At 55.7% G+C, this 14,318-nt stretch carries 11 protein-coding genes and 1 pseudogene; 3 read left to right on the top strand and 9 right to left on the bottom strand.

The genetic code is table 11. The features are described 5' to 3' along the window. Nucleotides 1-370 precede the first annotated feature (370 nt). From hemG to H5P17_RS10620, 5 genes and pseudogenes are all read right to left on the bottom strand, one after another. The gene (gene hemG / locus H5P17_RS10640; protein ID WP_182822774.1) at nt 371-904 is read right to left on the bottom strand and encodes a menaquinone-dependent protoporphyrinogen IX dehydrogenase; all 534 of its coding nucleotides are present in this window, start codon (nt 902-904) and stop codon (nt 371-373) included. A 22-nt stretch (nt 905-926) separates the two neighbouring features. Then, nucleotides 927-2,386 (bottom strand): annotated as a pseudogene (gene trkH / locus H5P17_RS10635) (Trk system potassium transporter TrkH). A 35-nt stretch (nt 2,387-2,421) separates the two neighbouring features. Next, a complete protein-coding gene (locus H5P17_RS10630; RefSeq protein WP_182822772.1) occupies nt 2,422-3,036 on the bottom strand; it encodes an IMPACT family protein in 615 nt (204 codons plus the stop codon). Further along, on the bottom strand, nt 3,036-4,367 hold the full coding sequence (gene pepQ, locus H5P17_RS10625) for a Xaa-Pro dipeptidase (RefSeq protein WP_182822770.1): 1,332 nt from the start codon (nt 4,365-4,367) through the stop codon (nt 3,036-3,038). Before pepQ ends, H5P17_RS10630 begins: the two co-directional genes overlap by 1 nt. A 117-nt stretch (nt 4,368-4,484) precedes the next feature. Continuing rightward, nucleotides 4,485-5,681, bottom strand: coding sequence for an MFS transporter (locus H5P17_RS10620; protein ID WP_182822768.1), 1,197 nt, complete (start codon nt 5,679-5,681; stop codon nt 4,485-4,487). Nucleotides 5,682-5,914: 233 nt separating this feature from the next. Here H5P17_RS10620 and fadB point away from each other — a divergent pair, with 233 nt between their 5' ends. Further along, nucleotides 5,915-8,104, top strand: a complete 2,190-nt coding sequence (gene fadB, locus H5P17_RS10615) for a fatty acid oxidation complex subunit alpha FadB (RefSeq protein WP_182822766.1) — start codon at nt 5,915-5,917, stop codon at nt 8,102-8,104. A 10-nt stretch (nt 8,105-8,114) separates the two neighbouring features. Continuing rightward, nucleotides 8,115-9,278, top strand: coding sequence for an acetyl-CoA C-acyltransferase FadA (fadA, locus tag H5P17_RS10610; protein WP_182822764.1), 1,164 nt, complete (start codon nt 8,115-8,117; stop codon nt 9,276-9,278). A 169-nt stretch (nt 9,279-9,447) separates the two neighbouring features. On the opposite strand, the gene fre is transcribed toward fadA, so the two are convergent. The 3 genes from fre to pepE all read right to left on the bottom strand — a co-directional run bounded on the left by fre (nt 9,448) and on the right by pepE (nt 12,509). Further along, a complete protein-coding gene (fre, locus tag H5P17_RS10605) occupies nt 9,448-10,149 on the bottom strand; it encodes an NAD(P)H-flavin reductase (RefSeq protein ID WP_020824850.1) in 702 nt (233 codons plus the stop codon). Between the two features lie 50 nt (nt 10,150-10,199). Then, nucleotides 10,200-11,720 (bottom strand): 4-hydroxy-3-polyprenylbenzoate decarboxylase, encoded by a 1,521-nt coding sequence (gene ubiD / locus H5P17_RS10600; RefSeq protein WP_182822763.1) that lies wholly within the window; start codon nt 11,718-11,720, stop codon nt 10,200-10,202. Between the two features lie 63 nt (nt 11,721-11,783). After that, entirely contained in the window at nt 11,784-12,509 is a 726-nt protein-coding gene (gene pepE / locus H5P17_RS10595; RefSeq protein ID WP_115057978.1) for a dipeptidase PepE, read from the bottom strand. Nucleotides 12,510-12,752: 243 nt separating this feature from the next. Here pepE and rfaH point away from each other — a divergent pair, with 243 nt between their 5' ends. After that, nucleotides 12,753-13,241 carry a transcription/translation regulatory transformer protein RfaH gene (rfaH, locus tag H5P17_RS10590; protein WP_020824847.1) on the top strand — a complete coding sequence of 163 codons (489 nt, stop codon included), beginning with the start codon at nt 12,753-12,755 and terminating at the stop codon, nt 13,239-13,241. A 45-nt stretch (nt 13,242-13,286) separates the two neighbouring features. Here rfaH and hemB read toward each other — a convergent pair whose 3' ends face one another. Further along, entirely contained in the window at nt 13,287-14,309 is a 1,023-nt protein-coding gene (gene hemB / locus H5P17_RS10585; RefSeq protein ID WP_044554465.1) for a porphobilinogen synthase, read from the bottom strand. Nucleotides 14,310-14,318 lie beyond the last annotated feature (9 nt).

Below are 14,318 nucleotides of genomic sequence, written 5' to 3'. Positions count from 1 at the left end.
TGACTTATTGCTTGGTCACTCTTCAAGACTTGATATTTTTTTGAACCCGAAGGTTCTGGATATCGTCTTGTGGAGTGCCCACACAGATTGTCTGATAAATTGTTAAAGAGCAGTGAGTTAGGTTGCTAACTCGAGGTGGCGTATATTACGCTTTTCACCTGAAGAGTCAAGCTTTTTTCTTATTAAGAAACGGTATTTTCACCGGCTTGAATCTTTCTGGCTGGGCGACTGGTTCTCGTTAGAGGAGTCGTTGTTCCCGGTCAGTGGAGGCGCATTATAGGGAGTTCTCAGAAGGCCGCAACCCCTAAATGCAAAAAACTTTTCAAGCGCGGTATTTTTCGACAAAACGCTGCACAAGCCAGCGTTTTCGTCACTTTTCATACTGAATATGGCCAAACTCTTGGGCAAAACGTTCTACTTGCTGCCAATCGGTGTACTCCACTTCTTTACTGCTGTCTGTTTCGCCCCCGGTCATACGCATAATAAGTTGAATCATTACGCGATCGAGCCAGCGATAACGTGGATAACGCAGTGCGCCGGCAAACACGGCGCACTGTTTTGGCTGCCAAGGCGACGCCAGCAGGAACTTGCGGGTATAAGCATTGGTCTGCGGGGAACGCTTGTCCGCTTTGCGGGCGGTCAGGTTGACGCTAAAGAATGCGCTCGGCATGCGGTTCAATTGTTTGGCGTGGCGTTTGACGAACTTTTCCAATGTCGGATGGAAATGGCCATAACGCACCGATGCGCCAATCAACACCTGCTGATATTGCGTGAGGTCAATATTATCCGCCTGCAGCAAATCGATCACATCGCAGCGCAGCGTATCCTGCAATTTGTTTGCTATATAAGAGGCGATAGAACGTGTTTGCCCATCACGGCTAGAATAAAGAATCAGTGCCTTCACGGCGTTACTCCTTTTATCAAGGTCATTCGCGCCAGAACGTCGGCGTAAACAGAACCAGCAGTGTAAAGACCTCAAGGCGACCGAACAGCATCGTCAGAACCAGGATCCACTTCGCCGGTGCAGGCATAGTAGTAAAGTTATCCGCCACCACCCCCAACCCCGGCCCCAGGTTGTTCAGCGTCGCCGTCACAGCAGCGAAGGCAGAGAAATCATCCACACCGGTCGCGATAATGGCCAGCATGCTGACGATAAAGACCAATGCATAAGCCGAGAAGAATCCCCATACCGCCTCCAGGATCCGTTCCGGCAGTGCGCGGTTACCCAATTTGATAGTGTAAACCGCGTTAGGGTGCACCAGCCTTTTTAACTCACGCGAGCCCTGTAAATAGAGCAACAGAATACGAATCACTTTCAGGCCACCGCCCGTCGAGCCGGCACAGCCGCCGATAAAGGCAGAGCAAAGCAGCAACATCGGCAAGAATAACGGCCACTTGGAAATGCTGTCGGTAGTAAAACCGGCCGTCGTCGCCATCGACACCACCTGGAAGAATGCCTGATTGAGCGTTTCCATACCGGTTTTGTAAACGCCATGCCCCCAGAGTACGCCGGTGCAGACCACCACCAGCGTCAACTGGACGGCGATAAACATACGAAACTCAGGATCACGCCAGTACACTTTCAGGCTGCGCCCGCTCAACAAGGCAAAGTGCAGGCCGTAGTTACAACCGGAGATCAGCAGGAAAATAGCAATATAGCAATAATGGTGTTGATGGTAGGACTGGCGTAGTAACCGATGCTGGCATCGTGGGTAGAGAAGCCGCCAATGGCGATGGTCGAGAAGCTGTGGCCTATGGCGTCAAACATCGACATGCCGGCCCCCCAGAGCGCCAACGCGCAGGCAATGGTCAGCAGAACGTAAATCAGCCACAGGGTCTTAGCCGTTTCGGCAATGCGCGGGCGCATTTTGTTATCTTTCAGTGGACCCGGCATTTCTGCCCGGTACAACTGCATCCCCCCGACACCGAGGATCGGCAGTATCGCTACGGCCAACACGATGATCCCCATCCCGCCCATCCATTGCAGCATCTGTCGATAGAACAAGATGGCTTTGGGCAACGAGTCTAACCCCACCAGCGTTGTCGCCCCCGTGGTGGTCAAGCCGGAAAACGACTCGAAGAAGGCATCGGTCAGCGACAGGTTAGGCCGCTCCGAAAATAAAAACGGCAATGCCCCGACGCTGCCCAGCACCGTCCAGAACAGCACCACGATCAAAAAGCCTTCCCGCGGCTTCAACTCGTGCTTTTGTTTACGGTTAGGCCACCACAGCATCAGGCCAATGGTTACCGCCACAAAGAAGGTCTGGCTGAACGCCCGTCCCGCCCCATCGCGGTATATCAATGCCACCAGACCAGGAATAAACATCGTCCCGGAGAACAGGATGACCAACAAACCCACGATACGGGTAATAGCGCGAAAATGCATTTCAGCACGATCCTTAGCAATTCAGTTGGGGGGAATTATTGCGAAATGGGGGTTAATTGCAAATTACCGCGACTGAGATCACGTAATTTATCCCCGAACGCCTCAACGCCGGTTACAGGCAAAGCCAGATGCAGCATGACGGAGGCACCATATTCCCCCTGTACAATCCGCCCTTCTGTTTGCTGCAACAGATTCTCTACCAGCGCCAACTGAGCATAGTCGCATTGCAAAGTATATTCGGCCTGCGGGATCTTGTGGCTCACGGCCAACTGTTTTAATGCCTGCTGCACCCCGCTGCCATAGGCTCTCACCAAACCGCCGGTGCCCAACTTGATACCGCCGTAGTAACGTACCACTACGGCGGTGATTTCGCCTATGCCACTGCCCATAAGCTGCGCAAGGATAGGTTTACCCGCCGTGCCGGAGGGCTCCCCGTCATCGGAGAAGCCTAATTGCTGAGAATCGGTCGGCGGCCCGGCGACAAATGCCCAGCAATGGTGCCTGGCTGCCGGGTGCTCATCACGTACCTGCTGGATAAACGCCTTGGCCGCATCAACCCCGCTGGTCGGCGCCAGCAGGGTGATAAAACGGCTCTTCTTGATTTCCTCGCTGACGCTAATGGGGCCTGCGGGGATCGGATAAGGCTCCATCAGGCCAGGTTCAGGTCGCGCGTCATGTTCTCAATGCGCTTTTCGTGGATCACGATATTGTCTTCAATACGGATACCACCATAAGGTTTCAGCGCATCAATGCGATCCCAGGCAAAGTGCTGGCTGAATTCGCCGCTGCGCCACGGTGCCAGCAGGGATTCAATAAAGTAGAGGCCAGGTTCGATGGTCAACACCATGCCAGGTTGCAATACGCGGGTGCAGCGCAGGTATGGGTATTTCGATGGCGCCGCCAGATGGGTACCTTGTTCATCCTGCATAAAACCGGCTGAGTCGTGCACCTGCAGGCCCAGAGGGTGGCCCAAACCGTGCGGCAGGAACGGCGTGGTGAGCCCTTGTTCCACCATGGCTTCTTCGCTGATGCCGCTCACCAGTTTGTGGCTCTTGAGCAATTTGGCGATGCGCTGGTGCATCTGCACATGATAATCGGTGTAACGCACACCGGCTTTGATGGTTTCCATCAGCGCCAACTGCTCGTTATTAAGATCTTTGACCAACTGGGCGAAATCGCTACCGCTCTGGCCGGCGTAGGTCCTCGTCAGATCCGCGGCGTAGCCGTTATATTCCGCTCCGGCGTCAATCAGGAAACTCAGCGTTTCAGCCGGCGGTTGGTGATCCAGCGTGGTGTAATGCAGTACCGATGCATGCTCATTCAGCGCAACAATATTGTCATAAGGCACATCGGTGTCGCGATGGCCTGTCGCCGTGAGATAAGCCAGGTTGATATCAAACTCACTCATGCCTGACAGGAAAGCTTCGTGGGCAGCACGATGCCCCATAACCGCGGTCTTCTGCGCTTCACGCATGCAGGCCAGGTCGTAGCCGGTTTTGATTGAGCGATGGAAGTCAAAGTAGTTCAACACCGCTTTAGGGTTGACGTTTTCTGCCGAAATACCGAGATCGCGAGCGCGCTGTTGCGCATAACCGATATAGCCCACGCGCTCACGCTGAGCTGGCAGCTGCTGAGCGATATCGTCAGCATTGGCCAACGGCATCAGTTCAACAGATTTGGTCCAGAAACTGTCCGGCAGCGGCTCAACGCTATGCCAGTAATCGACCGGCGAATAGAACCACAGCTTCGGTTTGTTAACGCCGTCCACCCACAGCCAGCAGTTTGGGACCGAAGTCACCGGCACCCAAGTTTTAAAATGCGCATTCACTTTGAACGGATAACTGCGGTCGTCCTGGAATATCCGCTGCAGTTCCCCGGAGTGAATCAGCAACGCGTCCAGTTTGTTGCGCGTTAACACTTCACGCGCCCGTTTTTGCAGTTCTGCCAGGTGGTCGTTATACAAAGAAGCCAGTGTTTCCATCACAATACCCTTTTACATACCATTAGAACGGAATGCCTCATCTTAGCACACCGTTCCTGCGCACCAACCTCATCACCTCTGGCATGCGGGGCGCTTCGCAAATCACTGTAAATGTCGTTACATCCGCAGCTTAACAATTAACCAGGCGATAAAACCTGACGAGGCGATCGCCGCGGCCCACAGACCGTGATGTTCAAGCAAAACAGCGCCGGCCGCAGCAATACCCGCCAAGCACTGCTGCAGAAATCCACACAACGCCATGGCATAGGCACCCTGCTCTTTGGCATCGCTGACGGCCATCGCCATACTGTTAGGAAACAATACCGCCTGGCCAAAAATCGTCAGGCAGTACAGCACAATAAATAACGCCATGCCGGAAAGCCCTACCAGCACACCGCTCCACCACAACACCATAATCGCAACGGTCGCCATAGCGACAATACTCGCTCCCACATGCATGAGCCGTTTGCCGCCGAAACGAGCCACCGTCCGGTTCACCGCCATCGCCCCGGTAAAGTAAGCTACGCCGATCACCAATCCCAGCGCCCCAAAGGCCGTCACGTTCAGACCAAACCCCTGCTGCATAATAAACGGGCTCACCTCTTGCAGGGTCACCGTGGTAGCAAACCCCAATCCGCCGACGCAGGCCGGCCAGAAAAACCCCGGCAGACGCAAAATGCGCCAATAGGTCGTGGCCATGGGCGGCCGAGGCCCCACAGCCCTGCCGACTTCCAACGGCAGCGTCTGCATAAGCAGCAGGATCGCCAATCCGGTCAGCCCCATCAGTACAAAGCCCATTTGCCAGTGCGAATATTGACTAAGCAGCCCACCGATAAACTGCCCGCCGCCCAACGCAGCGATAAAGGCAATCGACAGTACCGAAAGGCGCCTTGCCAGCTCGTCGCCGCTCCAGTTATCGCGAACAATAATACGCGCAATGATCGCAGCGCCCCCGGCGGCAATGCCCTGCAGAGCCCTCAGCACCAATAATTGGGTGCCATTGCTGCAAAACGCCAGCAGCGCGCTGCAACTGATAAACAACGCCAACGACAACGTCAGCGGCAGACGCCGCCCAAAGCGATCGGCTGCCGCCCCCCAGAACAGCACCGGCAGCGCGGCACCAATGACGAATATCGATATCGATAGCTCGGTGGCACGACGCGTCATCGACAACTCCTGCATCACCGTCGGTAACGAAGGCAGATACACCGTTGTCGCCATCTGCGCCATGAAGACCAGCAAGCAGGCCAGCGTCATGGTTCTGGCGGGAAGACTCCAAAACCCACTCTGTTTTGCACATACCGCTTTACTCATTTCGCACCTCTGGGTGTTTAGCGCTTCGCTCCGGCAAGTGTATGAGGGGTTTCCGACACCAGCAAATCACCATAACGCATAAAATATAACTTCGTTTTAAATCAGAACACTAACCCAGAGCCATGTGATCCGACCTGCAAAAATGCAATCTCTCATTTGCATATTGTTAACATAAAAACCACACTCCTCATCATCTGGTCATACCAGATCAAACGCTGATTCAGGAGATAGACATGCTCTACCAAGGCGAAACATTACAACTGCACTGGCTCGACAACGGCATCGCCGAGCTGGTGTTCAATGCCCCAGGTTCTGTAAACAAGCTGGATACCCGCACCGTTGCCAGCCTGGGCGAAGCGCTCACGGTTTTGGAAAAGCAGACCGAGCTGAAAGGCCTGCTGCTGCGTTCCACGAAAGCCGCCTTTATTGTCGGCGCCGATATCACCGAGTTCCTTTCTTTGTTTGCGGCTCCAGCTGAGAAACTGCAGGAATGGCTGGTCTTTGCCAATAGCATCTTTAACCGGCTGGAAGATCTGCCGGTGCCGACCATTTCGGCCATTAACGGCTATGCGCTCGGCGGCGGCTGCGAATGCATTTTGGCAACCGACTTCCGCGTCGCCTCACCGGATGCGCGCATTGGCCTGCCGGAAACCAAACTGGGTATCATGCCCGGCTTTGGCGGTTCCGTACGTCTGCCACGCCTGTTGGGTAACGACAGCGCTCTGGAGATCATCGCCGCCGGTAAAGACGTCAGCGCCAAAGACGCCCTGAAAGTCGGCCTGGTGGATGCCGTGGTCGCCCCGGAAAAATTGGTCGATGCCGCCCTGAAAATGCTGCAACAGGCGATCGACGGCAAACTGGATTGGCGCGCGTATCGTCAGCCAAAGCTCGAGCCGTTGAAGCTTAGCCCAATCGAAGCCGCGATGAGTTTTACCACCGCCAAAGGCATGGTGATGCAAACCGCGGGCAAACATTACCCGGCACCGATGACCGCGGTCAAAACCATTGAAGCCGCCGCTAAGCTGGGCCGTGACGAAGCGTTGAAGTTGGAAACCGCCAGCTTTGTACCCTTGGCCCGCTCTAAAGAAGCACGCGCACTGGTCGGCATCTTCCTCAACGATCAGTTCGTGAAAGGTCAGGCGAAGAAGCGAGCGCTGAATGCTGAAGCACCGAAGCAGGCAGCAGTATTGGGGGCCGGCATCATGGGCGGAGGCATCGCCTACCAGTCCGCGCTGAAAGGCGTGCCGGTGATCATGAAAGACATCAGCGACAAATCCCTGACGCTCGGCATGAACGAAGCCGCCAAGCTGCTGAACAAGCAACTCGAGCGTGGCAAGTTGGACGGCATGAAGATGGCCCAGGTGCTGTCGACCATTCAGCCAACGCTGGACTATGCCGGTATCGAGCGCGCGCAGGTGATCGTCGAAGCCGTGGTCGAGAATCCCAAGATCAAGGCGGCAGTGCTGTCCGAAGTGGAAGGGCTGATTGGCGAAGATACCGTCCTGGCGTCCAATACCTCAACCATTCCCATTAATCACCTGGCGAAATCGCTGAAGCGCCCGCAAAATTTCTGCGGCATGCATTTCTTTAACCCGGTACACCGTATGCCGCTGGTAGAAATCATCCGCGGCGAGCAGACCAGCGACAGCACTATCGCTGCCGTGGTGGCCTATGCCAGTCGCATGGGTAAAACGCCGATTGTGGTGAATGACTGCCCGGGGTTCTTCGTCAACCGCGTGCTGTTCCCGTATTTCGCCGGTTTCAGCCTGCTGCTGCGCGACGGGGCGGACTTCCGTCAGATCGACAAAGTGATGGAAAAACAATTTGGCTGGCCAATGGGCCCGGCTTATCTGCTCGACGTGGTGGGGATTGATACCGCACACCATGCCCAGGCAGTGATGGCTTCCGGTTTCCCTGAGCGTATGAGCAAAGATTATCGTGACGCTATCGACGTGATGTTCGATAACCAACGTTTCGGTCAGAAAAATCAGTTGGGCTTCTATCGCTACAGCCAGGACAACAAAGGCAAGCCGCGTAAAGACAACGATGAGCAAACCGATGCGCTGTTGGCGACCGTCAGCCAGCCACGTCAGATCATCAGCGACGAAGAAATTATCGCCCGCATGATGATCCCGATGATCAATGAAGTGGTGCGTTGCCTGGAAGAAAACATCATCGCCAGCCCGGCCGAGGCCGATATGGCACTGGTCTACGGCATCGGTTTCCCGCCGTTCCACGGGGGAGTATTCCGCTACCTGGATACGCTTGGCACCACCCATTACGTCGAACTGGCCCAGCGTTATGCGCACCTTGGCGCTCTGTATCAGGTGCCTGCCGGCCTGCGCGCCAAAGCCGAACGTAATGAAAGCTACTACCCGGTGGCAGCGCCGCTGTCCGATGTCTCCACTGGCCAACCGGCATGAGGTCATAAAGATGGAAAACGTAGTTATAGTTGATGCCGTACGCACGCCGATGGGCCGTTCCAAGGGGGGTGCCTTCCGCCAGGTACGAGCCGAAGATCTTTCCGCTCACCTGATGCGTGCCGTACTGAGCCGCAATTCGGCGTTGGATGCAGCCGAAATTGACGACATTTACTGGGGTTGTGTGCAACAGACGCTGGAGCAGGGCTTTAACATCGCCCGTAACGCCTCGCTGCTGGCTGAGATCCCGCACAGCGTACCGGCCGTAACCGTCAACCGGTTATGCGGCTCCTCCATGCAGGCGCTGCACGATGCAGCGCGCGCCATTATGGTCGGCGACGCGCACGTCAGCCTGATTGGCGGCGTCGAACATATGGGCCACGTGCCGATGAACCACGGGGTGGATTTCCACCCGGGGCTCAGCCGCAGCGTGGCAAAAGCCGCCGGCATGATGGGCCTGACCGCCGAGATGCTGGCCAAGATACACAATATCAGCCGTCAGATGCAGGACGAGTTCGCCGCGCGTTCACACCAACGTGCGCATGCCGCTACCCTGGCCGGCTACTTCAAGAATGAAATCATTCCCACCACCGGCCACGATGCCGATGGCGTGCTGACCCGTTATGACTTCGACGAAGTGATCCGCCCGGAAACCACCGTCGAAAGCCTTGCGGCGCTGCGTCCGGCATTCGACCCGGTCAACGGCAGCGTGACCGCCGGCACCTCTTCGGCCTTGTCCGACGGGGCATCCGCCATGCTGCTGATGAGTGAATCTCGTGCCAAAGCGCTCGGTCTGAAAGCCCGTGCACGCATTCGCTCAATGGCGGTAGTCGGCTGCGATCCGTCCATTATGGGCTACGGCCCGGTGCCTGCCAGCAAGCTGGCGCTGAAGCGCGCCGGGCTGACCGTACAGGATATCGACCTGTTCGAACTGAACGAAGCCTTTGCAGCGCAGTCCTTGCCTTGTATCAAGGATCTGGGTCTGCTGGACAGCATCGACGACAAGATCAACCTGAACGGCGGCGCCATTGCGCTGGGTCACCCGCTGGGTTGTTCGGGTTCCCGCATCTCAACCACCCTGCTGAACAACATGGAACGCCGCGATGTACAGTTCGGTCTGGCGACCATGTGTATTGGCCTGGGCCAGGGGATTGCCACCGTCTTTGAACGCGTTTAGCTGTGTCTCTTTGGCCTGACTGCGTCACACTTTAAACCGCAGCATGCCAACAAGTTTAGTTGCCGTACTTCCCGCCTGTCAGGGGCGGGTTTTTTTATGCCTGAAATCCACAGACGGCCCAATAAAAAAGGGCAGCCATTGGCCACCCCGTTGTTACCCGCTTCGTCGCTTAGATAAACGAGAAGGCGTCGCCAAACATGTGCGCTTCCAGCGCGCCGCGTTCGGCACAGAAGCGTTCACGAGCGATTTTCGCCATCTCGAAACGACCGGCAATATAAATGTCGTGCTCCGCCAGCGTACCGAAATCCTGCAATACCGCACTGAGCACCGTGCCGCTGCGGCCACGCCACTCTTCTTCCGGCTGTTCAACCACCGGAATGACTTTCAGGTTCGGGTGTTGCACCGACAGCGCTTCCAGCTCGCTCAAATCATACAGGTGCTTGAGCTCGCGCCCGCCCCAATAGATAGAGATATCGCGGTCAGGCTGCTGCTCCAGTGCGGCCAACAGAATCGAGCGTGCATAAGAGAAACCGGTACCGCCGGCGATCAACACCAGTGGGCGACTGCCTTCTTCACGCAGCCAAGCGTCGCCGTGCGGAATATCAACGGTGATTGCCTGCTCTTTCAGAATGCGATCCATCACGGCCATGGCGTACAGATTCAGTTCCGAAGCGCCGATATGCAGTTCAATATAATCCTGCTCTGTCGGGGTCGATGCCAGCGAGAACGGACGCTTGTCGCGCTCATCCATCACCACCATCAGATACTGCCCTGCCTTGAAAGAAAACGGCGCCTCTGGCACCAAACGTACCCGGTAAACCGTATCGGTAATGGCCTCTACGGAGGTCACTTTACAGCTCAATATTGTCATGCGTTCCCTCTGTCGGGTCATCAATGCAAAACTGAGAACAGAGCCTGGCGCTATAGAGTCGGTTCTCTGTCACTGAAAATTGCGAGCTCATCCCAGATGTCATCGATGCGCGCACGCACCTTTTCATCCATCTCAATCGGACGGCCCCATTCGCGCTCGGTTTCACCCGGCCATTTATTGGTGGCATCCAGCCCCATCTTCGAACCCAAACCGGAAACCGGTGAGGCGAAGTCCAAATAATCGATCGGCGTATTCTCCACCATCACGGTATCCCTTGCCGGATCCATTCTGGTGGTAATCGCCCAAATCACATCATTCCAGTCACGCGCATTGACGTCATCGTCGCAGACGATAACGAACTTGGTGTACATAAATTGACGTAGGAACGAGCAGACGCCCATCATTACGCGTTTAGCATGACCAGCATACTGTTTCTTGATGGTCACCACCGCCAGACGATAAGAACAGCCTTCGGGCGGCAGATAGAAGTCGACAATTTCCGGGAACTGCTTTTGCAGAATGGGAACGAAGACTTCGTTCAGCGCCACGCCCAGCACCGCCGGCTCATCCGGCGGACGGCCGGTGTAGGTCGAGTGGTAAATGGCATCGCGACGCTGGGTGATGTGAGTGATGGTAAATACCGGGAAGTGATCGATCTCGTTGTAGTATCCGGTGTGATCGCCATACGGACCTTCCGGCGCCATTTCACCCGGCTCAATGTAGCCTTCCAACACGATTTCCGCGCTGGCCGGCACTTCCAAATCGCAGGAGAGGCACTTGACCACTTCGGTTTTGTTGCCGCGCAACAGCCCGGCAAAAGCATATTCAGACAGGGTATCCGGTACTGGCGTCACCGCGCCGAGGATAGTGGCGGGATCTGCCCCCAATGCCACAGCAACCGGGAAACGTTCACCGGGATGCGCCTGGCACCATTCCTGATAATCCAACGCGCCGCCACGATGAGACAGCCAACGCATGATCACTTTATTTTTGCTCAGCACCTGCTGGCGATAGATGCCCAGATTCTGGCGCTCTTTTTGCGGCCCGCGGGTTACCGTCAGCCCCCAGGTGATCAGCGGCGCAGCGTCTTCCGGCCAGCAGTGCATCACCGGGATACGACTGAGATCAACGTCATCGCCCTGCCATACTTGTTCCTGACAAGGGGCTGAACCCAACACCTTGGTCGGCATGTTCAACACTTGTTTGAACTTCGGCAGTTTATCGAACAGATCGCGAAAGCCCTTCGGCGGCTCTGGCTCTTTCAGGAACGCCAGCAATTTGCCGACCTCGCGCAACGAGCTGACATCTTCCTGGCCCATGCCCATCGCAACGCGGTTGGCGGTACCGAACAGATTGCACAGCACCGGCATATCGTACCCTTTAGGGTTTTCGAACAGCAGTGCCGGGCCGCCCGCACGTAAAGTACGATCGGCAATTTCTGTCATTTCCAGATAGGGATCAATCGGCTGGCTGATGCGTTTTAGTTCCCCTCTCTTTTCCAGCAACGAGAGGAAATCGCGTAAGTCACGGTATTTCATGCTGATCATTATAACGGCCAGTGAGGAGGGCATTATAAGCCCTCTTCACAGTTGTTGCTGCACTTTTGTTAAACACCGGTAAAGACATCGTCGGCATTAGTGGCAGGTAAAGGGCACCAGCGGACGCAATGCCCGGGTATCGCGATATTCCTGAGTTTCCACACCGTGGCGGAACACCTTGAAACCTTGATCTCTGGCGCTAAAGTAACGCAGATCATTACCCTCAACGTGCAACAGGCTGCCCTCGCGCAACGCCACTACGGATTCGCTCGGGTTAACCGCGCAGAACTCGGCCAGGCGTTCATCGCGGGTTTCCCCCATGTGACCACTAATATGGGCATCGATATAATGCGGGTTAATCTGCACCGGGAACAGGCTCAGCGCCGGCAGTACGACGCTGTTACGCACCGGCATGTCATTGGTGGTGCGAATACTTGGTGTGGCAACGTTACACCCTGCGCTCCACCCCACGTAGGGCACGCTACGTTCACGAACTGCCCGTTGAATCGGGACGATTAGGCCGTTTTCATGCAGCATCTGATTCAGCATCCAGGTATTGCCGCCGCTGACCAAAATGCATTCTGCCTGTTCAATCGCCGCTGCGGGAGAGTCGGCGTGGTGAATGCTGGTGACCTTGATGCCGAGAATTTTCGCCAGTTCCTGCGCACGCTGATCGTAATCGCTGCGGATCATGGCATAGGGGATAAATACGGCAGACGTAATGCCACGACGCGCGATCATCGCCAGCAAGTGGCTCTTGGCATACCCCAGCAGTTCATCCTCACCGGACAGCTTGCCGTTGCTCAACAGAAATAACTCCATTTTTCCCCCTCAATCGAAAACGATGAATACGTCACACCCGACAAAAGCCGCACAAGGCATACTCCGACGGTAACAAATTTTTAGCCCTCTGTTATACCCAAGCCGTGCGAATAAGTGTGTGACCCTTCGCTAATTGCCAACAATTCATGCAGATAGCGGCCGTTACATGCTGAAACTTGCATCACTATGTATCCGTAATGGCTTTTGATATGCTTACCGGCTGACAGAAAGGCATGTGAAATTATGGAATCTTGGTACCTACTGTATTGCAAGCGCGGCCAACTTTTACGGGCGCAGGACCATTTGGAACGGCAGGAAGTGAACTGCCTGAGTCCGATCATTACGCTGGAAAAGATCGTACGCGGTAAACGCATTGCGGTCAGCGAGCCCCTGTTTCCGAACTACCTGTTTGTGAAGTTCGATCCGGAGCGCATCCACACCACTACCATCAGTGCAACTCGTGGTGTCAGCCACTTTGTGCGCTTTGGCTCAACGCCGACCACCATCCCGCAGAAAGTCATCGAAGAGTTGCAGACGCATACCGGTGAAACCTACGTCGATCCGGAAACGCCACAGCCGGGTGATAGCGTGTTAATCGTCGATGGCGTGTTCGAAGGGTTGAAAGCGATTTACACCGAGCCGGACGGCGAAGCTCGTTCAATGCTGCTGCTGAACCTGATCAACAAGCAGGTCAGTCAAAGCGTGGATAACCGACAATTCCAAAAACTGTAATGCAAAAAGGCGCCCAGGGCGCCTTTTGTCTCTATGGCTAGCGCCTTAGCGCTGCATAGCCTCTTCATGCATCCACTGAGCGACTCGCTTGGCGAAGTAGGTCAGGACGCCATCGGCGCCGGCACGCTTAAAACACATCAGCGATTCCATCACCGCCGGTTGCTCCTGCAACCAACCGTTTTGAATCGCCGCCATGTGCATCGCATACTCACCGGAAACCTGATAGGCGAAAGTCGGCACGCCAAAGGTGTCTTTCACCCGACGCACTACGTCGAGATACGGCATACCTGGCTTCACCATCACCATATCCGCGCCTTCCTGCAGATCCTGTGCGATCTCCTGCAGCGCTTCGTCGCTGTTGGCCGGGTCCATCTGATAGGTTTTCTTGTTGCCGCCTTTCAGATTACCGCTGGAACCGAGCGCATCGCGGAACGGGCCATAGTAGCAAGACGCATATTTGGCGGAGTAAGCCATGATTTGAGTATTCACCAACCCCTGATGCTCCAAGCGATCGCGGATCGCGCCGATACGGCCGTCCATCATGTCACTCGGTGCCACGATCTCTGCCCCGGCTTCCGCGTGAGACAGCGCCTGGCGAACCAGGATCTCTTTGGTGATGTCGTTAATGACATAACCCTGTTCGTCGATAACACCGTCCTGACCGTGAGTGGTGTAGGGATCGAGCGCCACGTCCGTCAGAATACCCAGCTCTGGCACCGCGTCTTTCAGTGCACGCACCGTACGCTGTACCAGACCTTCCGGGTTATAAGCTTCTTCCGCGTGCAGTGACTTCAGGCCAGGTTCAATTACCGGGAACAGGGAGATCACCGGCACGCCAAGCTTGGCGATGGCTTCCGCTTCTTTGATCAGCAGGTCGATGCTCATGCGCGATACGCCTGGCATCGATGCCACCGCTTCCTGTCGGTTACTGCCTTCCATGACAAATACCGGATAAATCAGGTCGTTAACCGTCAGTTGGTTCTCGGCCACCAGGCGGCGGCTGAAATCGTGACGGCGCACACGGCGCATACGGCGACCCGGGAAGGTACCCGGAAATGCATAGCTCATAGTTTTCTC

Source organism: Serratia sp. OS31 (genome assembly GCF_014164835.1).
GTDB lineage: Bacteria > Pseudomonadota > Gammaproteobacteria > Enterobacterales > Enterobacteriaceae > Serratia > Serratia liquefaciens_A.
Note: the sequence above shows the minus strand (reverse complement) of the source record. Positions and strands in the feature narration are given on the sequence as shown.